This window comes from Candidatus Fusobacterium pullicola (genome assembly GCA_018883725.1).
Classification (GTDB): Bacteria; Fusobacteriota; Fusobacteriia; order Fusobacteriales; family Fusobacteriaceae; genus Fusobacterium_A; species Fusobacterium_A pullicola.
This window is the reverse complement of sequence record JAHLFN010000012.1, coordinates 18,245-39,105: the sequence shown is the minus strand read 5'-3', so window position 1 is coordinate 39,105 and position 20,861 is coordinate 18,245. Positions and strand designations below refer to the sequence as shown.

Genomic DNA, 20,861 nt, shown 5'->3' with positions numbered 1-20,861 from the left:
TCTAAAACTTTATTTACAGAGAAAATAAATTATGTTAATATAATAATATTAGTAAAACTTTTAAAAAACTAGAATTTAATAGTGGAAAGGAGTAAGATGAAGGATTACTTAACAATAGGAGAGATTTCAAAAATTACAAACTTACCAATTTCAACTTTAAGATACTATGATAGTGAAGGGATAATATCTCCTGATTACAAGGATGAGAAAACTAACTATAGATATTATAGATTTTTTCAAATACCAATTATTAAGATGATCGTACATCTAAAAAAATTGGGATTTAGTAATTTAAAAATAAAAAGTCACTTAGAAAATTTGAGTTATAGTCATACATTGGAATTAATGAATAAGATGATAGAACAGACTCAAGAAGAGATAGAGAGATTGAAAAAAATTGAGTTAGAACTTAAAGAGAATGCACTACAGATGAGATATTTAATAAATCTTGAAAATAATATAGATAAATTTTTTATAGAGGAGGAGGAGATAAGAGGAATATATGCAAAGATAGCTCCAAATACAAGAGATAATGGAATTTCTAAAGCTTTTAAAGAGATTGATAAATTTTTGATATCAGTTAATCAAAATAGTATTCCAATTGGAATGTTTGCATTTGCAATGAAGGAAGAGAATATTAAAAAAGAAAATTATGAATATGATAAACTGATATATCTAAAAGATTATATAAACTATGAAAAGAGATGCAACTATTCTAAAAGAGAGTACGCTAGTATGATATGCCAAGGTAAATTTGCAGAGATGGGGGATAATATTAAAAAAGTTATCAAATGGTCAGAAGAAAAGGGATATATTATGGAAGGAGATACAATTATTCATATTTTATCCGGACCAGCTTTTGAAAAAGATCCTTCAGAGGTAATGTACATACTAAGAGTTCCTATAAAAAGCATAAATTAATAAGATAAATTAGGATTTTAGAAATTTATTAAGGTGAATTTCAAAATCCTTTTTTCATTAAAATGAATAATTTTATTTTTTGTATTATTATTATAAATTTGCTATAATATTCAAGGAGGTATTATATTTTATGAATGATGGAAAACAATTTGAAACAGTAATAGATTTACTAGAAAAGGGTATGAAAATTACACAGAGAGCTGATCACTTCTCTTTTTCAATAGATTCTTTATTAGTAGCAGAGTTTGCTACAATCACAAGAACTACAAAGAATATTATAGACTTAGGGACGGGAAATGGTGTTATTCCTCTATTTCTTTCTAAAAGAACAAAGGCTAATATTATAGGGGTAGAAATTCAGAAAATTTCAAGTGAGTTAGCACAAAGAAATATAGAGTTAAACGGCTTAGAAGAGCAGATAGAAATAGTTAATGATGATATGAAAAATTGGAAAAACCATTTTAAAAAAGGTAGCTTTGATTTAGTAGTTACCAATCCACCTTTTTTTAAATTTCATGGAGAGGATAAACAATTAAATGATTTAGATCAATTATCTTTAGCTAGACATGAAATAACTATAAATTTAGATTCACTATTAGAAACGGCTTCTAGCCTTTTAAAAGATAAAGGATACTTTGTAATGGTACATAGAGTGGATAGATTGATTGATATAATAGAAACAATGAAAAAATACTCCATTGAACCAAAAAGAATCCAGTTTTGCTATACAAAATTAGAAAAAGAAGGAAAAATACTTTTAATAGAAGGAGTAAAGAATGGAAATTCAGGATTGAGAGTATTACCACCACTTATTGCTCATAATGAAGATGGAAGTTATTCAGATACGATTTTAGAGATGTTTAAATAAAATGGGGGAGCTATGGTCAACGAGAATAGAATTTTAACACTTGCCAATTTAACAGGAAAAATAGCTCTACAAAGTGGAGCTGAGACATATAGAGTAGAAGATATTATCTCAAGAATTTGTAAACATTATGGTCTCAATGCCCAGTGCTTTGTTTCTATAACTTGTATTATTACTTCTGTTAGAAATTATAAAGGGGAGCTATTTAGCTCTGTAGAAAGAGTAGCTTCAAGAACAACAAACTTAAATAAAGTTCATTCAATAAATCAGTTAGTTAGAGATCTCAAAAAGTATAGTTTTGAAGAGTTTTATAGTGCTGTAATTGCTATAGACAAAGAGATCCCCTATAATAAATTTATTTATTTTTTAGCATATAGTTTTGGAGCTTTTTTCTTTGCACTATTATTTAGAGGTGGAATTAGAGATGCTATTAGTGCTTTTATAGGTGGAGGGATTATCTTTTTAATCTCAGATTTTGCAAATAGGTTACAGACAAATACTTTTTTCTTAAATACATTGGGAGGTTTTTTCTGTACTTTATTTTCATATTTAAGTGTAAAGGTAGGATTTACAGAAACAGTTTCATACTCAACAATAGGAACTATTATGCTTTTAGTTCCTGGAATTGCTTTAACAAATGCAATTAGAGATTTAGTAGCTGGAGATTTACTTTCTGGGATGTCTAGGGCAGTAGAGGCCTTTTTAGTAGGTGCAGCCCTTGCTTCTGGAACAGGATTTGCCTTATTTATAATTTTAAAATTAGGAGAGATATAGTATGGAGCAGGTATTAATTGAAATTATTGCTGCTGCTGGAAGTACTTTAGCCTTTGGAATTATTTTCAATTTAAAAGGGAAAAAGCTTGTTTTTGCTAGTATAGGAGGAGCCTTAGGTTGGGCTATTTATATATTATTTAAGTATTATCAATATTCTGAGCCAGCATCTTTTTTCTATTCAGCTGTAGGGATTACAATCTATTCTGAAATAATGGCAAGAATTTTAAAAACTCCTGTAACATCGACACTTATAGCTAGTCTTATTCCATTGGTTCCCGGTAGTGGGGTATATTTTACTATGTCTTATTTTATAGAAAATAAGAGTGTTGAAGCAGCACAAAGAGGTATTGCAACATTGATGATAACAATAGCTATAACTTTAGGAATAGTTATGGTTTCAACATTTTCTCAAATATATTATAAATTTAGAAGATATCAGACTATAAAGAAGAAATATAAAAGTAGAAAAAAAGGATTGCTGTAATTTTAGCAATCCTTTTTATAAAAATAAAGATTAAGCAGATGGTTGTATATATTTACTATTTGCAAAGTAATTTTCATCATTTCCATTAATATATAAAACTGTACCACCCTTTATATAATCAATAACCTCTTTTGAAATCTCTTCTGGAATAGCAGGGCATCCAAGACTTCTTCCTAAAAATCCATATTTATCCATAAACTCCTTTGTAGCATAATTAGCTCCATGTACTACAATATGTCTATCCATAGCATTAGAGTTTATTCCAGGTTCTAGTCCTAATAATCTCAAAGAGTAACCATTACTTCCTTCATAGGTATTTTTAGTGACATAAAATCCTAGTGAACTTTGATAGGAATTTATATTGTTAGAAAATTTTACTGCTGTTCCAAGTCCAGTATTTTTTCCATGACTTACATAAGTTGCATAGTCTACTTTTTTATTTTCAAGGTCAATTACAAAGAATCTCTCTTCATTAGATGGTTTAGAAAAATCTATGATAGTTATATATCCAGGTTTTTTATCTTCAATTTTATTATAACCTTGAATAGCTTTAAAAAAAGTAGAGTACTCTAACTTATTTTCTATTCCTAAATTTTTGTATATCTCTTTTATATCTTCTTCAGTACTTAAGTCAGCTCCAAACAGTATACTACCACATAGGGTAAGTCCAAGAAATAACTTCCTTAACATCTTTTTGAATCACTCCTCGTATAATATTTATATAATATGAATTATAGTTACTTTTAATCAAAAAGTCAATGAAAATAGAAGTTATCATATCTTTTTCAATATTATATGATATAATAAAACTACTAGAATAGGAGGGTTAAGATGTATTTAAAAGAATTAAAAATTAAAAATTGGCAATGTATAGAGGAAACTGATATAAAATTTGAAAACTTAATGCTTTTTATTGGACAAAGTAATAGTGGAAAATCAAGTATAATGTCAGCAATTATGTTTTTTTTAAAATATAGAAATTTTAGAAGTAGAGATTTAAGAAATGGTACTAACTTTTTATCAATAGAAGGATCTTTTTATAATTATTATAAACAAAGTTTTCAAGTGGCAGATATGACTATTACAGGAAAAAATATTCATTTGAAAGTAACTAAGACATACGATGGGGATATCTATTATTTTGTATTTTATAATAATATTTGGAATAGAATAACAGAAGAGGAATATCAGAGTATAACAGAACATGTTTCTATTTTATTTATTCCATCATTTTCAGAGAAGGAACAAACAGAATTTTTTATTTTATCTCTTTTAAAAATATTAGAGAAGAGGAAGATTAATCAACCGAAAGCTTTAAATAAAATAGTAGCTACTTTTAATGAATTACAGAGTGAGTATACAAGTAGAGGATTATACAGAAATTTACTATTTGAGATTTTTGGAGTATTAGCTCAATATTCAAGAGATACAGGACATTCTGTATTAGATAATACCTTGATATTATTTGAAGAACCGGAGCTGTATCTTCATCCTCAAAAACAAAAAGAGCTATTTTTTAATATCTGTGTATTAACAAAACTCGGAACTCAAATATATGTAGCAACGCATTCAAATAATTTTATAAATTTACATATGTATAAATCTATCTGTATAGTAAGAAAGAGTGAAAATAGTGGAAGTAAAGTATTTCAATTTAAAGGCTATCTTTTTTCTGGAGACGAGATAAAAAATTTTAATATGAACTATTGGATAAATCCAGATAGAAGTGAGTTATTTTTTGCTAAAAAAGTTATACTTGTAGAGGGACAAACAGACAAGATAGTATTGGGATACCTTTCAAAAAAATTAGATATTTACAAATATGATTACTCTATTTTAGAGTGTGGAAGTAAAAGTTTAATTCCACAATTTATAAAATTATTAAATGTTTTTAAAATCCCTTATGTAGCTGTATATGACAAAGACAACCATCTTTGGAGAACTCCTGAAGAGATAGAGAATTCAAACCAAAAAAATAGAATAATAGAAAATAGTATAAAGAAGGATATTGGAAGTTGTATAATGTTTGAAAATGATATTGAAGAGGAGATATATCAGGAGAATAGAGAGAGAAAAAACTATAAAAATAAACCATTTTATGCCTTGAAAACAGTAACAAATAAAGAGTTTATTATTCCTGAAAAACTGGAGGAGAAAATCAGATTTATATTTAAATAAAAATGGGGGTTATAGCCCCCATGGAACAACTCTTATTTCAACACCTTTAGAATGCTCTATAATTTTGTTGATTACAGATCCCTTAAAAAAAGTAGTTAATTTATTTCTCTTACTATGACCTAAAACTATTTGAGTAATTCTTTTTTCTTCTGAAAACTTCAAAATCTCTTTTACAATATTTTTACCTTGTAATCTGATTGTTTCTGCTCCTAAACTTCTAGCTAATTCCTCATGTTTTTCAATGACTTTCCAATCTTCTGGAGAGTATCCCTTAGCCAAAAATCCTATTTGTTCAACACAGATTACATAGAATTCACACTTATATTTTTGAGCAATTCTAGCTCCATATCTTATAACTTTATTAGCTTTTGGACTTGAAGAGATAGAAACAAGTACTCTTTCAGCTGTATACCAGTTAGTTTTGATATTTTTATTATTCAAGTACTCATTGAGATTATTATCTACCTCCTGTGCTATTTGACGTAAAGCAATCTCTCTTAAGGCACTTAAATTTCCTTTTCTAAAAAAATTTCGTAAAGCTTGAGAAGCTGTTTTTAAATTGTATATCTCTCCCCTTTCTAATCTTTCTTTTAAACTTTCAAATGAGATATCAATTACCTCCACCTCATCAGCTTCTGCCAAAATAGTGTCAGGAACTGTTTCTCTTACAGCTATTCCAGTGATAGTCTGAACTACATCATTTAAGCTTTCAAGATGTTGGATATTAACTGTGGTATGCACATTTATACCAGCATTTAAAATTTCAAGAACATCTTGATATCTTTTCTCGTTTTTGCTGCCTTTTATATTTGTATGGGCTAGCTCATCAATTAGGACTATTTCTGGTCCTCTCTCAATAATTTTTTCAATATTGACTTCTTTATATATTTTACTAGCATACTCAATCTCTTTTACAGGAATTTGTTCCAAAATTCCAATTTGTTCAGTAGTAGCTTTTCTATCATGTGGTTCTATATATCCTATACAGATATCTTCTCCTCTTTTGACTCTAATATTAGCCTCACGAAGCATTGTATATGTTTTTCCTACTCCTGGAGCATATCCTAAATATATCTTTAATCTTCCTTTTTTCTCCTTATTATATATTTTTAATGCTTCTTCAGGTGTAAGTCTCTTTTCTTCTGACATAGATATCTCCCTAAATTAAAAAATTTAAATAAAACTTAGTTTTTAAGCTAAGATAGGAGTAAAATAAACAAACTCTAAAACATTTAAATAATATCATAAATTACCTCTAGACTTTGTAAAAAAATAACACCATAACAAAAAGTCATGGTGTTGATACTATACAAAACCAGGCTCTTTTCAATGCTGACGAGGTTAGCTGTCGGGCTCGGATTGAAAAGTATCCTATTCTCTAAAAGAGAAATACGCCCCAAGAAGGTTGGGTCCCCCGCTCTATTTAAAATAGATTAAGCGAATCGGTAATATTCTTTTACAGGTAGATTATACTCTTAAATAACAAAAAGTCAAGTATTATTTTTTTTTAAAATTTTGTTGACAAAAAAATAAAAAAGTGATATGATTCAAAATCATAAAACAAAACCTCTAGACATTTAAGATATATTACAAAAAAATATAATTTTGATATATTTTATAAAAATTAAGTTTATTCAGATATTTATTTATCCGAGTTAATTTATGAAGGGGATTTATTCTGAAAATTTATACCTATGTAATAAACTGTTTTTTAATATTCTTAGAATAAGGATATTAGGAGCAGTTTTTATTTTGCTTTTTTTTAAGTTAAAAGCCTAAAAGTTGAATAATTTAGGAGGGAGAAATGTTAATTTTAGGAATTATTGTATTTTTACTTTTTATTTATTTAATTTATGCACTATTCAATCCAGATAAATTTTAAGGAGGAAATTTTATTATGAATTTATTAAGTTTAATACTTTTTTTATGTGCGTTCATTATTTTAATAGTTCCAATCGGAAAGTATCTATCTAAGCTAATAGCACATGAAAAAACATTAGGAGAAAGATTATTTACAACTATAGAGGTTCCAATTTTTAAATTATTAAAATGTAAAAATGAAAATATGGGACTGAAGAGCTATATTGTATCATTTTTAAGTGTTAATTTTATTATGTTTATCTTTACATATATAATTTTATATATACAAGGTGATTCTCTGTCTCTAGCTTTTAACACAGCAATAAGTTTTATAACAAATACAAATTTACAACACTATTCTGGCGAGGTCTTAAATAGTACTATTTCAAGATTGATATTGATAAACCTTATGTTTACCTCAGCAGCAACTGGGATGGTAATTTGTATGGCTGTAATAAGAGGAATTATGGGAATTAAGCTTGGTAACTTTTATGAGGATTTAGTGAAGGTGGTTATAAGATTATTACTTCCTATCTCATTAGTAGTGGCAATACTTTTAGTAATTTGTGGCTTACCTCAAACATTTGATAATCAAGTAATAGTAAGAACTTTAGAAGGAAAATATCAAGCCATAGCTTTAGGACCTGTAGCAGCATGGCAAGCAATAAAGCATTTAGGAAATAATGGAGGAGGATTATTCACAGCTAACTCTGCTCATCCATTTGAAAATATTTCAATATGGTCTAACTATATAGAGATGTTATCTATGATGGTATTTCCAGGGGCAACAATAATAGCTTTTGGAATTGTAGCTAAAAATAAAAAGCAAGGTTGGTATATTTTTATCTCTGTATTTATTTTATTTATATTATCATTCTTTATGATATATCATTTTGAAAAACAAGGAACACCAATTTTAAAAGAATTAGGGATATCAGGAATAAATATGGAGGGAAAAGAAGTAAGGTTTGGATTATTTGCTTCTACACTATTTACTAATATAACAACTTCATTTACAACAGGAAGCATAAATAATATGCATGATTCACTTACACCATTAGCCGGTATGTTTGCACTAGGAAATATGATGCTTAACTGTATTTTCGGTGGTAAGGGAGTTGGATTTATAAATATACTAATGTATATGATTTTAGGAGTATTTTTATGTGGACTAATGGTAGGAAGAACTCCAGAATTTTTTGGTAAAAAAGTTGAGGCTAAAGAGATTCAAATTATAACATTTTTAATACTATTACATCCATTAATTATATTATTACCAAGTGCGATATCATTGATGGTGAGATATGGATATGAGGGGATATCAACTGCAGGTTTTCACGGAATAACTCAGGTATTGTATGAATATGTATCAAGTGCAGCTAACAATGGTTCTGGATTTGAAGGGTTAAAAGATAATACTTCTTTTTGGAATATTATGACAGGAATAGTTATTCTCTTAGGAAGATATGTAAATATGGTATTAATGACAATCGTTGGATACTCTTTTTATAAGAAAAAAGTTGTACCTACAACTGAGACAAGTTTCAGAACAGATAATATAATATTTTCATTGGTGTTAATATTTATAATATTAACAATAGGTGCTCTTACATTTTTACCAGCTTTAGCATTAGGACCTATTGCAGAGCACTTAAGTATTTGGAGGTAATTAAATTATGAGTAAACAAAAATCAAAAAGTATAGATAGTACTATTTTAAAGCAGGCATTTATAGAAGCTTTTAGAAAATTAAATCCCAAAATTCTTATGAAGAATCCAGTTATTTTTATAGTTGAAGTAGGTTTTTTCTTAACACTTCTTTTAAGTATAAAACCTGATATTTTTAGTGAGAAAGAAGCAAATTTAAGATTATTCAATATAATAATTTGTTTAATATTATTTGTAACAGTTCTTTTTGCTAATTTTGCCGAAGCAATAGCTGAGGGAAGAGGAAAAGCACAAGCAGACAGTTTAAAGAAAACAAGAAAGAGTACAGTTGCAAATCTGTTGAAAGAAGATGGAACAACTGTTCAAGTTGACGCAAGCTCATTAAAGAAAGGTGATATTGTAATTGTAAATACTGGAGAGATAATTCCAAATGACGGGGTTGTAATAGAGGGAATAGCTTCAGTAGATGAGTCGGCAATAACAGGTGAATCAGCACCAGTTGTTAAAGAGGCTGGAGGAGATTTTTCAGCAGTAACTGGAGGAACACGTGTAGTAAGTGATAAGATAAAAATAGAGATATCTGTTTCAGCTGGAGAATCATTTTTAGATAAGATGATTAACTTAGTAGAGGGAGCAGAGAGAAAGAAAACTCCAAATGAGATTGCGTTAAATACTTTATTAGTTGGCTTGACATTGATTTTTTTAGTTGTTATAGTTACTTTACTTCCAATGGGGCTTTATGTTGGTATACATCTTCCACTTTCTACTTTAATTGCTTTACTTGTGTGTTTAATACCTACAACAATAGGAGGTCTACTTTCAGCAATAGGAATAGCAGGAATGGATAGAGTTAATAAGTTTAATGTGATTGCTATGTCTGGAAAAGCTGTTGAAAATTGTGGAGATATTAATACTATAATTTTGGATAAAACAGGGACAGTTACATTTGGAAATAGATTGGCGAGTGAATTTATTCCAGTGGAAGGAGTAACTTCTGAGGAAATAATGGAGTACTCAGTTATTTCATCTTTAAAAGATTTAACTCCTGAAGGACGTTCAATAGTTGAATTAGGAAAGAGATTAGGGTATATTGCAGATGAAAGTAAATATACAAAAGCAGAATTTTTAGAGTTTTCTGCTCAAACAAAAACAAGTGGAGTTAATTTAGAAGATGGAAGAAAGATTAGAAAAGGTTCTGGTTCATCAATTAAAAAATTTGTAGAAAATGAAAATGGTGTAATACCAAGAGATTTAGATGAAAAAGTAGATAGAGTTTCTAGGTTAGGAGGAACACCATTAGTTTTAGCTGTGGATAATAGAGTTTTAGGAGTTATCTATTTAAAGGATACAGTAAAACCAGGATTAAAAGAGAGATTTGATAATATAAGAAGAATGGGAATAAAAACTATAATGTGTACAGGAGATAATGCTCTTACAGCTGAAACAATAGCTAAAGAGGCTGGAATTGATGAATTTGTTGCTGAATGTACACCAGAAAATAAGATAGAAGTAATTAGAAGGGAGCAGGAACAAGGAAAACTTGTAGCTATGACTGGAGATGGAACAGATGATGCTCCAGCTTTAGCCCAAGCTGATGTAGGAATAGCTATGAATAGTGGAACAATAGCAGCTAAAGAAGCAGCTAATATGGTAGACTTAGATTCAGACCCAACTAAAATTTTAGAGGTTGTAGAGATTGGAAAACAACTTTTAATAACTCGTGGAGCTTTAACAACATTTAGTATAGCTAATGATATTGCAAAATATTTTGCAATAATACCAGCAATATTTATAATTGCTATTCCTCAAATGGAGATTTTAAATATTATGAAACTATCATCACCAACAACTGCTATTATATCAACTTTGATATTTAATGCTATCATAATTCCATTACTTGTACCAATCGCCTTAAGAGGAGTAGCATATAAACCTATGAAGGCAGAATTAATGTTGCTTAAAAATCTAGCTATTTATGGAATTGGTGGATTAATAGCTCCATTTATAGGAATTAAATTAATAGATATAATTATTACTCCAATATTAAGAGTTCTAGGAGTATAGAATAGGAGGAAATATAGATGGAAAATTTAAAAAAAGGGATACTTATAACATTAGTATTATTTTTAATAACAACTATTTATACCTATATGATAAATGGTTTTGCTCAAGTATTTTTCCATGAAAGTGCAAATGGAAGTATTATTTTAAAAAATGGAGAAGGGATAGGAAGTAAATATATAGGTCAAAATTTTGAAAGTGATAAATATTTCCATGGAAGAGCTTCAATTTTGAACTATAATACATATTCAACATTGAAAGAAGCTCAAATGATCCCAAGTTCTGGTGGAAGTAATTTAGGAGGAAGCAATTTGGAATATAATAAAAATATAAAGGAAAGAATAGAGAAGATATTATCTGAAAATCCAAGTATTGAAATAAAAGATATTCCAGTAGATATGGTTACAGCTTCAGCCTCTGGACTTGATCCACATATTACTACACAGGGAGCCTTAATTCAAGTTGAAAGAGTGGCTAGAGTAAATAGAATTACAAAAGAAGAGGTTATTAATCTAGTTAAAAAAATGGAGAAAAATGGAATAATAAATGTATTAGAACTTAATTTAGCTTTAGAAAATTTAATTAAATGAGCAATAATAATATAAATATCTGAGTTTATTCAGTTATTTATAAGTATTCATGAGTATTTTATTTTAAAAAAAAATTATCCATTAATAAAAATTAATAGCGGAGTAGTTACAAAGATTGTAACTATTCCGCTAAAATTTTAGCTAACTCTTTTTCTAATTTTTTTAAAGCATTAGCTCTATGACTTATCTTATTTTTAATTTCTGGCATTTCAGCTAGAGATTTTTTATACTCAGCTACATAAAAATATGGGTCATAACCAAATCCATCTTTACCTTTTGGTTCATATAGCAACTCTCCTTCAATCTCCCCTCTAAAAGAATATACCCTTCCATCTGGCTTACCAAGAGTAATTACACTTACAAAGTGACATTTTCTATTAGGTTCATCTTTCATTACTTCCATAAGTTTAGCGTTGTTTGATTCATCAGTAGCATTTTCTCCAGAGTATCTAGCTGAATATACCCCAGGAGCTCCATTAAGAGCATCTACACATAGTCCAGAATCATCAGCTATAGTTATCATTCCAGTAAATTTTGCTATCTCTAAGGCTTTTTTAGCTGAGTTAGCTTCAAAAGTTTCACCATCTTCTATAACTTCTGGAATCTCAATTCCATCTTTTATAGAAAGTATCTCTACATTCTCAATATTACTAAATATAGCTTTAATTTCATCAATTTTATGTTTATTTCCAGTAGCTAAAAATATTTTCATAGTATCCACTCCTATTATCCCTCAATTATTCTATTTTGTAGCTCCATTATCTCTTTTAGTCCTTTTTCAGCTAAATCGAGCATATCGTTTAACTCTTTTCTAGTATAAGTTGCTTCTTCACCAGTCCCCTGTACTTCAACAAATTTTCCTTCACCATTCATTACAACATTCATATCAACTTCAGCAGCAGAATCTTCAGTATACTTAAGGTCTAATACAGGAGTACCATTTACAATTCCAACACTTATAGCAGCAACATTAGAGATGATTGGATTTTCTGCTAACACTCCATCAGCTACAAGTTTTTTCATAGCAAGGGCAAGGGCAATAAATCCACCAGTTATAGAAGTAGTTCTAGTTCCACCATCAGCTTGAATAACATCACAGTCGATAGTGATAGTTCTTTCACCTAGTTTTTCTAAATCTACAGCTGTTCTTAAAGTTCTTCCTATTAATCTTTGAATCTCCATAGTTCTACCAGTTAATTTTCCCTTGGCAGATTCTCTTTGGTTTCTTTCACCAGTTGCTCTAGGTATCATAGAGTACTCAGCTGTAAGCCAACCTTTACCTTGATTTTTTAAGAAAGGAGGAACTTTATCACTGACAGTAGCAGTACATATTACTTTAGTATTTCCACATTCCATAAGTACAGATCCCTCAGCATATAGGTTAAAATCTTTAGTAGCTTTTAAAACTCTAAGTTCATCAACATCTCTACCATCTTCTCTAAGTTTTCTTGTCCTCATATCAGCTTCTATTATCATCTCTTTTATCATATTCATACATCTCTCCTATATCTTCATTTCATCTCTTTGTTTTACTTCTTTTCCAAATTGGATATCATAAAAATGTTTATATAGACCATTTTTATCCAATAGCTCTTGGTGTCTTCCAACCTCTTTTATTTTACCATTTTCCATAACAACAATCTTATCAGCATTAATGATAGTAGAAAGTCTGTGAGCTATTACAAAAGTAGTTCTATTAACCATTAATCTATCAAGAGCATCTTGCACCAATCTTTCTGATTCGGTATCCAGTGCTGAAGTGGCTTCATCAAGGATTAATATTTCAGGATTTTGTATCAATGCTCTAGCAATAGCAATTCTTTGTCTTTGTCCTCCTGAAAGCATAACTCCTCTCTCTCCCACTTCTGTTTCAAATCCTTCAGGTAAATTTTTTATAAATTCATAAGCATTTGCCATTTTAGCAGCTTTTATTATATCATCTATAGTTACATTTTCTTTACCAAAAGATATATTTTCAGCAATTGTTCCAGAGAAAAGGAAGCTTTCTTGAGGTACAATACCAATTAAATCTCTATATTTTTTAAGAGATATATTCTTAATATCTTTTCCATTTATAAGAAGTTTTCCTTCAGTAGCTTCAAAAAATCTAGGAATAAGGTTTACAATAGTAGTTTTTCCACTTCCACTCTTTCCAACAAAGGCAACAACTTCTCCAGCTTCAATATCTAAATTTATATTTTTTAAGGCGTTACTTTTACCATCAGAATAAGTAAATGAAACATTTTTAAAATTAATATTTTGTATTTTTCCACCTAACTCCTCTTCAGGTTCACAGTGATCTACTTCAACTGGGATATCTAATATCTCAATAACTCTATCAGCAGAAGGGATAGCTTCTTGTACATCATTATTTTTAGAAATCAATCTTTTTAAAGGTTGGCTCATAAGCCCCATAGCAGTTACAAAGGATATCAAATCTCCAGGAGACATAGTTTTTGTAACAACGATTTGATAACCACCATAAGCAGCTACTAAAACTACCATAAGAGTAGTTATAACTTCGTTTATAGGTGATACCTTGGCTTTAATCTTTGTACTTTTATAAGACTTTTGAAATTCATCCATACTAATCTCTTTGAATCTATCAATAATCATATCACTATTATTGAAAGCTTTAATTACAAAAATACCAGATAAACTCTCTTGAATAAAAGCAGTTACTGCTCCTGATGTATCCTGTCTGATTCTACCAGATTTTCTAATTTTCTTAGTATATTTCTTCACCGTTGAAATAATAAGTGGCATAACTGTTAAAGATATTAATGCTAACAACCAATCAACTTGAAACATTCTAAAAATAAGAGCTACAACAGTGATGAACTCTTTTAACATATCAAATAGCATAAACCCTATTCTTCCCAATGTAGAAGAATCTCCAGAAAGTCTAGCCATAATATCTCCTAATTTATTTTTTCTAAAATATGAGATAGGAAGTTTTTGTAGATGATTAAAAACATCAATTTTGATATCTCTTTTTATTGTTTCAGTTACATAGTTTGATGAAATACTAGCATAGTAAGCTGAGATCACCTTTACAACTGTAGATAAAAAGATAGCTGATATTACAATAACCATCATTTTGGGATCTTTTTTTACAAGTACATCATCAATGAGATACTTACTAAGCCATGCTGGTACAGCTCCCATTGTTGAAGTTAATATGGACATAAGTATTACTGCAACCATAGCCCATTTATATTTAAAACTATATTTTAAGAATGTATTTAATGATTTATTTTTAAATATATTTAGTTTCATCTCTCTCCTTTTACAAGAAAGTCTCCATAACTTTCTACCACATTTTTTCCTGAAAGTTTATCTCTTACCTCTTGAATATCTCTATCTATTCTTTCTCTCTCTTTATCCAATTTAATAAGATATTTTTTTATCTCCTCTACATTACATCTCTCTTGTAGAAGTTCTGGAAATACCTCTCTATCCAAAGTAAGATTTGGAAGAGAAACAAAACCAATTTTTAAAATATGTCTAGCGATAAAAGCATTGATAAATCCAGTTTTATATATCACTATTGTAGGAAGTCCCATAAGAGCTAACTCTAAAGTTACAGTTCCAGAAGCAGCTATTGCAACTTTGGAGTTTTTAACACACTCTGGAAGCTTTTTTTCAAACTCTAAATAGAGATTAGGATATTCACATAGATTTTCAGATATCCACTTTAAATGCTCTTCACTAGAAAGTTTTAGTAAGAACTTACTTTCTTTACTCTCTTTAACTAATTCTAACATAATTGGAAGAAGAGTTTTTATCTCTTGTTTTCTACTTCCAGGTAAAAGGAGTATATACTCTTCCTCTCTTTTTTCTACAATATATTTATCCACAAAGGGATTACCAAAATATATTGCATCTACTCCATGTTTTTTATAAAATTCAACTTCCCAAGGAAAGATAACCATAATATGGTCAGCTTTGACTAATTTTTTTATTCTTTTTTCTCCCCAAATCCATAATTTAGGAGGAATATAGTAAAAAACTTCAATATTTGGTATCTCTTTTTTTAAAAGTTCTAAAAACTTTAAATTAAATCCACCATAATCAACAAGAATAACCTTTTTTATATTCTCTTTTTTTATAAAATCTATATACTCATTAGCTTTCTTTTTAAGAAAACTATATTTTTTCAACACTTCAGTAAATCCCATAATTGCAAGTTCATTAATATCTTGGATAACTTCTACTCCAGCACTTTTACTATGTTTACCTGCAACTCCATAAAACTTAACATCTTTATATTTTTTATTAATAGCTTCTACTAAGTAGGAAAGATGTAAGTCTCCAGAAACCTCTCCAGTTGATACAAAAAATTTCATAATAATCTCCTATCAAACTTTTATTCCAAGGATAAATAGAGAGTTTTCTTCTGCTAATTTTATAGCTTCATCTCTATTTAGAAAAAGCATTCTACCTGCTTCTCCAACAATTCCTTTAGCTCCTATCTCTATAGCTCTTTTTATTGTTTCTATTCCTACAGCTGGTATATCAACTCTCATATCCTGTTGAGGTCTAGACATTTTTACAATGATACAACCTTTACCAGCAAGCTCTCCAGCTCTTTTTATTGTTTTATCAGTTCCTTCAATTCCTTCTAATGCAACAACAGATGAGTCTTTACAAACAACAGTTTGTCCAGCATCTACTTCACTTAGAGCCTTAGCAGCTTCTATACCTATTTTTATAGTCTTTTTATCCTCTTCACTAGGTTTAATATTTGTATAACACTCCTGTTGAAACATAAAATTTTTTAGTAAATGATTTTGAGGAAGAACCTTTATTCCATTTAATCTAAAAAATGCTATAACTGCAAAAAGGAGAGTTTCATCTTTTCTATCTGGTAATCTTTTCAGAAGTTCCTCTCCATATCTATCAAATTTTATATTTTTAAATATTATATCTTTTTCTACCTTTCCCAACATAACTATCTCTGTAATACTATTGAGAAGGAAGTATTTAACAATACTTCCTACCTCTCCAATATTAAAAGCTATAAAATTTTTATGAGCTTTTATTTTATCATCTATAGTATCAAATAGTCCTAAGGGAAAAACTTCTATATTTTGTTTTTCAGCCTCTTCAAGAAAATAGAGGGGTAATTTTCCATTACCAACTATTATACCTATTTTTTTCATTATCTAGCTATACCTCTATCACTATTTTTTATAAAGTCTACAAAGTATGATACATTTTTATCAAGTTCTATTTCAGCCTCAATCTGTGCTAAGGCATCTTTTAGGGATAATCCACTTCTAAAAACTATTTTATAAGCTTTTTTAAGTCTGCTTATCTCTTCATCTGTAAAACCTCTTCTTCTAAGTCCAACACTATTAAGTCCTCTAGGAATAGCTTTATTTCCTTCAGCTAGTATAAAAGGACAGATATCTTGGTTTACAGCACTAGCTCCTCCAGTCATAGAATACGAACCTATTCTACAGAATTGGTGTACAGGAGTTAGTCCACCAACTATTGCGTAACTATCAACTACTACGTGTCCAGCTAATGTAGCATTATTTGAAAAGATACAACCATCTCCTATGATAACATCATGAGCTACATGAACATAAGACATAATAAGATTTCCATTTCCTATTCTTGTTTCCCATCTATGATCAGTACCTCTATGAATAGTAACAAACTCTCTGATTGTATTATTATTTCCAATAATAGTTTTAGTTGGTTCACCTTTATATTTTAAATCTTGAGATGCTTTTCCAATAGAAGCAAAAGAGTAAATAGTATTGTTTTCTCCAATTTCAGTAATACCCTCTATTACAACATGAGATTGAATTGTAGTATTTTTTCCAATTTTTACATCCTTACCAATTATACAGTATGGACCTATTTTAACTCCATCTTCTATGATAGCACCCTCTTCAATTATAGCAGTATTATGAATATCTATCATAATTGCCTCCCATCTCTTATTTATCTGCTATACAGAAAGTAAAGCTTGCTTCACAAGCAACATTTCCATCTACTAAAGCTTTTCCATGAGCTTTTACAAAGTTTCTTTTGATTTTTTCTACTTCAACTTCATATATTATTTGGTCTCCAGGTCTTATAGGGCTTTTAAACTTAGCACTTTCTACTCCAACAAAGTAAGGAACTTTTCCTTCAAGTCCTTCCATAACAAGTACACCTAAACATTGAGCCATTCCCTCTACTATTAATACTCCTGGCATAATTGGGTGTCCAGGGAAGTGTCCATTAAAGAACTCTTCATTTATAGTAACATTTTTAAGACCTCTTATTTTTTGCTCCTCTTTATTTACCTCAATGATTCTATCCACTAATAAAAATGGATATCTATGTGGTATTCTTTCCATTATTTCTAAAGTATTTAACATTCTGTTTTCCTCCTCAAATAGTATTATCTATATTTTACATGTTTTTTAATAATTTTGCAAACTCTATATCTAAAGCATGTCCAGCTTTTATAGCTATGATATGTGCTTTTATTGGTCTATTTAATATTTTTAAATCACCTATTATATCAAGCATTTTATGTCTTACAAACTCATCTTCAAATCTGAGACCATCTGGGTTTAAAACACCATCTTTTTTTACTACAATAGCATTGTCAAGAGTTCCACCTAAAGCAAGATTATTTTTCTTTAAGTATTCAATCTCATAATCAAATCCAAAAGTCCTTGCAGAAGCAATCTCTTTTTTATAATTTTCTAAATTTACTTCAAATTCTGCTAGTTGTGATTTTAAAAATGAGTGTTCAAATCTTATAGCATAAGTCAGTTTATAGCCATCATAGGGAAGAGCTACAATATTTTTTTCTCCTATTGTTAAGTAAATAGGCTCTTTCACTACTAAAGGCTCAATATCCATATCTAACTCTCTTAATCCAGCTTCTTCAAAAATATCAATAAATATTTTTGCACTTCCATCACAGATAGGAAGCTCATTACCATCTAGCTCAACTGTTAAGTCAGTGATATCTAAAGCATAAAGAGCAGATAAAAAATGTTCTATTGTATGTACTTTTGCCCCATACTCATTCTGTAAATTAGTACCACGAGTTAAATCAAAAGTATTAGCTATATCTAGTGTAATCTCATTTTTTCCCTCTTCTAAATCAACTCTTTTAAAGATTATTCCATTTTCACTAGGAAGTAATCTCATTTTTATATTTTCACCTTTATGAAGTCCAATTCCGATATATTCAATCTCTTTAGCTATAGTTTTTCTTTTCATACCTACCTCCTAACACTTTGTAAGAAATTTTTCAGCTACTGCCATAGCTATCTCTCTTTTTCCATCTACAAAGTTTATTTCAACTTTCTTATCATTTACAGATTTTACTACCCCAAGTCCAAATTTTTTATGCATAACTTTTTCACCAATAGAGTATGGGAAATTTTGAGCAGTCTTATTTAAATCCTCAATTGTTATCATTTTTTTGAAGGCTCTTTCTGTAATGAAGCTACCCTTTTCATTTTTAGGGATATATTCAATGATAGTATTAGCTTTCTCTATCAATTCTTTAGGAATTTCATTTAAAAATCTTGAAGGCTCTCTATACCAGTCATCATTACCAAACATCATTCTACTTTTAGCATAGGTCATATAAAGTTTGTCTTCAGCTCTAGTTATAGCTACATAACATAATCTTCTTTCTTCTTCTAGTTCGTTGTTATCAAAGTCAGCTCTATTACTAGGGAATAGGCCCTCTTCTACTCCTACAACAAATACAGTAGGAAACTCTAATCCTTTGGAGTTGTGTATAGTCATCAATTTTACATAATCCTTTTCATCTTCAAGATTATCTGTAGCACTAACTAATGATATATTTTCAAGATATTCTCTTAAAGTAAGTGTCTCAATAACTTTTTCTAACTCAATAATAGAATTTTTTAACTCATCTATATTCTCTTTTCTTGTTTCATAATCTTCATAGTTAGCTATTAGATAGTCACTATATTTTATCTCTCTAACTATTGTATCAAAAAGTTCAGAGACTGGAGTTCCCTCACTGATTTCAATGAACTCTTTCATCATTTTATAAAAATCTAATATAGTTATTTTTAAATTTGCACTAAGTCCAGATATATCATCTGCTTTACCTAAAGCCTCAAAAAGAGATAGATTTTGCTCTTTAGCGAATTCCTCTATTTTTTCAAAAGTTTTATCTCCGATCTTTCTTTTTGGAACATTTAAAATTCTTGCAAGATTAAGGTTATCAGTTGTATTATTAATAACAGCCAAATAAGCCACTATATCTTTGATTTCAGCTCTTTGGTAGAATTGCATTCCACCAAAAATCTTATATGGAATATTTTCACGTAAAAGTTTCTCTTCAAACATTCTTGATTGAGCATTAGTTCTATATAGAATTGTAAAATCTTTATATTTAGCTCCTTTAGCTTTTCCCTTAATAATTTCACCAATTACAAAACTTGCTTCCTCTCTACCATCAGCACATCTCTCAACAGTAATTTTTTCTCCCACTGTTTTTTTAGTCCAAAGTTTTTTATCCCTTGCACTAGAGTTGTTTCTAATAACTGAGTTAGCAGCATCTAGGATAACAGATGTAGAACGGTAGTTTTCTTCTAATTTAACTACAGTAGCATCTGGATAATCTTTTTCAAAATTTAAAATGTTTTGAATATTGGCTCCTCTAAATCCATAAATACTTTGATTTTCATCTCCAACTACACAGATATTTCCATATTTTTTTGCTATTTTATTAACTATTTTATATTGTATATTGTTTGTATCTTGGTATTCATCAACCATAATATATCTAAATTTATCTTGAACTTTATCAAGAATATCTGGAATATCTAATAATCTATCTGTATTAACTAAAATATCAGAAAAATCCATAGCATTATTATTTTTAAAAACTGAGTTATATCTTCTATAGACTTCAGCTATTATCTTTCCATTTTCATTGTATTTTTCAGTTGTTTCATATTCATCTGGAGATATGCTCTCCTCTTTTAATTTAGAGATAATAGAGGCAATAATTCCCTCTTTTAGATTTTTATCTTTAATAACTAACTCTTTCATTATATTTTTAACAACTCTTTTTTGATCATCTGTATCATAAATTGTAAAGTTAGCACCATATCCCAATCTGTCTCCATACACTCTTAAAAGTCTAAGTCCAAATGAGTGGAATGTAGATACCATAACTCTTTTGGCATCTTCACCAATAAGAGATTCAACTCTTTCCTTCATCTCTCTAGCTGCCTTGTTAGTAAAAGTAACAGCTAGTATTTTATAAGGAGAGATTCCAATCTCTTCAACCATATGAGCTATTCTATAAGTTATAGTTCTAGTTTTTCCAGATCCAGCACCAGCAAGAATTAAAAGAGCACCATCTATCTTAGAGGCAGCTTCTCTTTGCTTATCATTTAATTTATCTAATATACTCATTAAATTTTCAACTCCTTTTCAGTTAATAATTATAC

20 protein-coding genes are annotated in these 20,861 nt (G+C 29.2%); 9 read left to right on the top strand and 11 right to left on the bottom strand.

Translation table 11 applies throughout. The features are described 5' to 3' along the window. Positions 1–96 precede the first annotated feature (96 nt). The 4 genes from IAA47_01125 to IAA47_01110 all read left to right on the top strand — a co-directional run bounded on the left by IAA47_01125 (position 97) and on the right by IAA47_01110 (position 3,044). Positions 97–921 (top strand): MerR family transcriptional regulator, encoded by an 825-nt coding sequence (locus IAA47_01125; protein ID MBU3841597.1) that lies wholly within the window; start codon positions 97–99, stop codon positions 919–921. A gap of 130 nt (positions 922–1,051) precedes the next feature. After that, positions 1,052–1,789 carry a tRNA1(Val) (adenine(37)-N6)-methyltransferase gene (locus IAA47_01120; GenBank protein MBU3841596.1) on the top strand — a complete coding sequence of 246 codons (738 nt, stop codon included), beginning with the start codon at positions 1,052–1,054 and terminating at the stop codon, positions 1,787–1,789. Positions 1,790–1,801: 12 nt separating this feature from the next. Next, positions 1,802–2,560, top strand: a complete 759-nt coding sequence (locus IAA47_01115; GenBank protein ID MBU3841595.1) for a threonine/serine exporter family protein — start codon at positions 1,802–1,804, stop codon at positions 2,558–2,560. A gap of 1 nt (position 2,561) precedes the next feature. After that, a complete protein-coding gene (locus IAA47_01110; protein ID MBU3841594.1) occupies positions 2,562–3,044 on the top strand; it encodes a threonine/serine exporter family protein in 483 nt (160 codons plus the stop codon). Between the two features lie 30 nt (positions 3,045–3,074). Here the strand turns inward: IAA47_01110 and IAA47_01105 are convergent, their stop codons facing one another. Further along, entirely contained in the window at positions 3,075–3,734 is a 660-nt protein-coding gene (locus tag IAA47_01105) for a murein L,D-transpeptidase catalytic domain family protein (protein MBU3841593.1), read from the bottom strand. 141 nt (positions 3,735–3,875) lie between these two features. On the opposite strand from IAA47_01105, the gene IAA47_01100 reads away from it, so the two are divergent. After that, on the top strand, positions 3,876–5,222 hold the full coding sequence (locus tag IAA47_01100) for an AAA family ATPase (protein ID MBU3841592.1): 1,347 nt from the start codon (positions 3,876–3,878) through the stop codon (positions 5,220–5,222). Between the two features lie 9 nt (positions 5,223–5,231). On the opposite strand, the gene IAA47_01095 is transcribed toward IAA47_01100, so the two are convergent. Next, the gene (locus IAA47_01095) at positions 5,232–6,371 is read right to left on the bottom strand and encodes a universal stress protein (protein MBU3841591.1); all 1,140 of its coding nucleotides are present in this window, start codon (positions 6,369–6,371) and stop codon (positions 5,232–5,234) included. A 655-nt stretch (positions 6,372–7,026) separates the two neighbouring features. Here IAA47_01095 and kdpF point away from each other — a divergent pair. From kdpF to IAA47_01075, 4 genes are read left to right on the top strand one after another with little or no spacing between them, the layout of a single operon-like run. Further along, a complete protein-coding gene (gene kdpF / locus IAA47_01090; protein MBU3841590.1) occupies positions 7,027–7,104 on the top strand; it encodes a K(+)-transporting ATPase subunit F in 78 nt (25 codons plus the stop codon). A 15-nt stretch (positions 7,105–7,119) separates the two neighbouring features. Beyond that, entirely contained in the window at positions 7,120–8,751 is a 1,632-nt protein-coding gene (gene kdpA / locus IAA47_01085; protein MBU3841589.1) for a potassium-transporting ATPase subunit A, read from the top strand. Positions 8,752–8,758: 7 nt separating this feature from the next. After that, the gene (kdpB, locus tag IAA47_01080; GenBank protein ID MBU3841588.1) at positions 8,759–10,813 is read left to right on the top strand and encodes a potassium-transporting ATPase subunit KdpB; all 2,055 of its coding nucleotides are present in this window, start codon (positions 8,759–8,761) and stop codon (positions 10,811–10,813) included. A gap of 17 nt (positions 10,814–10,830) precedes the next feature. Continuing rightward, positions 10,831–11,400, top strand: a complete 570-nt coding sequence (locus IAA47_01075; GenBank protein MBU3841587.1) for a potassium-transporting ATPase subunit C — start codon at positions 10,831–10,833, stop codon at positions 11,398–11,400. 121 nt (positions 11,401–11,521) lie between these two features. Here IAA47_01075 and IAA47_01070 read toward each other — a convergent pair whose 3' ends face one another. From IAA47_01070 to IAA47_01030, 9 genes are read right to left on the bottom strand one after another with little or no spacing between them, the layout of a single operon-like run. Then, complete coding sequence (locus IAA47_01070; protein MBU3841586.1) at positions 11,522–12,112, bottom strand: XTP/dITP diphosphatase; 591 nt, start codon at positions 12,110–12,112, stop codon at positions 11,522–11,524. A 14-nt stretch (positions 12,113–12,126) separates the two neighbouring features. Then, on the bottom strand, positions 12,127–12,858 hold the full coding sequence (gene rph / locus IAA47_01065) for a ribonuclease PH (GenBank protein MBU3841585.1): 732 nt from the start codon (positions 12,856–12,858) through the stop codon (positions 12,127–12,129). A 45-nt stretch (positions 12,859–12,903) separates the two neighbouring features. Next, on the bottom strand, positions 12,904–14,679 hold the full coding sequence (locus tag IAA47_01060; protein MBU3841584.1) for an ABC transporter ATP-binding protein/permease: 1,776 nt from the start codon (positions 14,677–14,679) through the stop codon (positions 12,904–12,906). Then, on the bottom strand, positions 14,676–15,749 hold the full coding sequence (lpxB, locus tag IAA47_01055; GenBank protein ID MBU3841583.1) for a lipid-A-disaccharide synthase: 1,074 nt from the start codon (positions 15,747–15,749) through the stop codon (positions 14,676–14,678). The genes IAA47_01060 and lpxB overlap by 4 nt, the downstream gene beginning before the upstream one ends. Positions 15,750–15,761: 12 nt before the next feature. Next, positions 15,762–16,565: a UDP-2,3-diacylglucosamine diphosphatase LpxI gene (lpxI, locus tag IAA47_01050; GenBank protein MBU3841582.1), complete on the bottom strand. Its 804-nt coding sequence runs from the start codon at positions 16,563–16,565 to the stop codon at positions 15,762–15,764. Further along, positions 16,565–17,338 (bottom strand): acyl-ACP--UDP-N-acetylglucosamine O-acyltransferase, encoded by a 774-nt coding sequence (lpxA, locus tag IAA47_01045; protein MBU3841581.1) that lies wholly within the window; start codon positions 17,336–17,338, stop codon positions 16,565–16,567. The genes lpxI and lpxA overlap by 1 nt, the downstream gene beginning before the upstream one ends. 16 nt (positions 17,339–17,354) lie before the next feature. After that, complete coding sequence (fabZ, locus tag IAA47_01040) at positions 17,355–17,780, bottom strand: 3-hydroxyacyl-ACP dehydratase FabZ (GenBank protein MBU3841580.1); 426 nt, start codon at positions 17,778–17,780, stop codon at positions 17,355–17,357. A gap of 34 nt (positions 17,781–17,814) precedes the next feature. Beyond that, positions 17,815–18,639 (bottom strand): UDP-3-O-acyl-N-acetylglucosamine deacetylase, encoded by an 825-nt coding sequence (gene lpxC, locus IAA47_01035; GenBank protein ID MBU3841579.1) that lies wholly within the window; start codon positions 18,637–18,639, stop codon positions 17,815–17,817. A 9-nt stretch (positions 18,640–18,648) separates the two neighbouring features. After that, positions 18,649–20,826: a UvrD-helicase domain-containing protein gene (locus tag IAA47_01030; protein ID MBU3841578.1), complete on the bottom strand. Its 2,178-nt coding sequence runs from the start codon at positions 20,824–20,826 to the stop codon at positions 18,649–18,651. Between the last annotated feature and the right edge of the window lie 35 nt (positions 20,827–20,861).

Excerpts from the sequence above, each read along its gene's own strand:
- IAA47_01075 (MBU3841587.1), top strand. The coding sequence starts at position 10,831 with ATGGAAAATTTAAAAAAAGGGATACTTATAACATTAGTATTATTTTTA.
- IAA47_01125 (MBU3841597.1), top strand. The coding sequence starts at position 97 with ATGAAGGATTACTTAACAATAGGAGAGATTTCAAAAATTACAAACTTA.
- IAA47_01105 (MBU3841593.1), bottom strand. The coding sequence starts at position 3,734 with ATGTTAAGGAAGTTATTTCTTGGACTTACCCTATGTGGTAGTATACTG.
- IAA47_01100 (MBU3841592.1), top strand. The coding sequence starts at position 3,876 with ATGTATTTAAAAGAATTAAAAATTAAAAATTGGCAATGTATAGAGGAA.
- IAA47_01120 (MBU3841596.1), top strand. The coding sequence starts at position 1,052 with ATGAATGATGGAAAACAATTTGAAACAGTAATAGATTTACTAGAAAAG.
- lpxA (MBU3841581.1), bottom strand. The coding sequence starts at position 17,338 with ATGATAGATATTCATAATACTGCTATAATTGAAGAGGGTGCTATCATA.
- kdpB (MBU3841588.1), top strand. The coding sequence starts at position 8,759 with ATGAGTAAACAAAAATCAAAAAGTATAGATAGTACTATTTTAAAGCAG.
- lpxC (MBU3841579.1), bottom strand. The coding sequence starts at position 18,639 with ATGAAAAGAAAAACTATAGCTAAAGAGATTGAATATATCGGAATTGGA.
- lpxB (MBU3841583.1), bottom strand. The coding sequence starts at position 15,749 with ATGAAATTTTTTGTATCAACTGGAGAGGTTTCTGGAGACTTACATCTT.
- IAA47_01095 (MBU3841591.1), bottom strand. The coding sequence starts at position 6,371 with ATGTCAGAAGAAAAGAGACTTACACCTGAAGAAGCATTAAAAATATAT.
- lpxI (MBU3841582.1), bottom strand. The coding sequence starts at position 16,565 with ATGAAAAAAATAGGTATAATAGTTGGTAATGGAAAATTACCCCTCTAT.
- kdpF (MBU3841590.1), top strand. The coding sequence starts at position 7,027 with ATGTTAATTTTAGGAATTATTGTATTTTTACTTTTTATTTATTTAATT.
- fabZ (MBU3841580.1), bottom strand. The coding sequence starts at position 17,780 with ATGTTAAATACTTTAGAAATAATGGAAAGAATACCACATAGATATCCA.
- IAA47_01070 (MBU3841586.1), bottom strand. The coding sequence starts at position 12,112 with ATGAAAATATTTTTAGCTACTGGAAATAAACATAAAATTGATGAAATT.
- IAA47_01060 (MBU3841584.1), bottom strand. The coding sequence starts at position 14,679 with ATGAAACTAAATATATTTAAAAATAAATCATTAAATACATTCTTAAAA.
- rph (MBU3841585.1), bottom strand. The coding sequence starts at position 12,858 with ATGAGGACAAGAAAACTTAGAGAAGATGGTAGAGATGTTGATGAACTT.
- IAA47_01110 (MBU3841594.1), top strand. The coding sequence starts at position 2,562 with ATGGAGCAGGTATTAATTGAAATTATTGCTGCTGCTGGAAGTACTTTA.
- kdpA (MBU3841589.1), top strand. The coding sequence starts at position 7,120 with ATGAATTTATTAAGTTTAATACTTTTTTTATGTGCGTTCATTATTTTA.
- IAA47_01030 (MBU3841578.1), bottom strand. The coding sequence starts at position 20,826 with ATGAGTATATTAGATAAATTAAATGATAAGCAAAGAGAAGCTGCCTCT.
- IAA47_01115 (MBU3841595.1), top strand. The coding sequence starts at position 1,802 with ATGGTCAACGAGAATAGAATTTTAACACTTGCCAATTTAACAGGAAAA.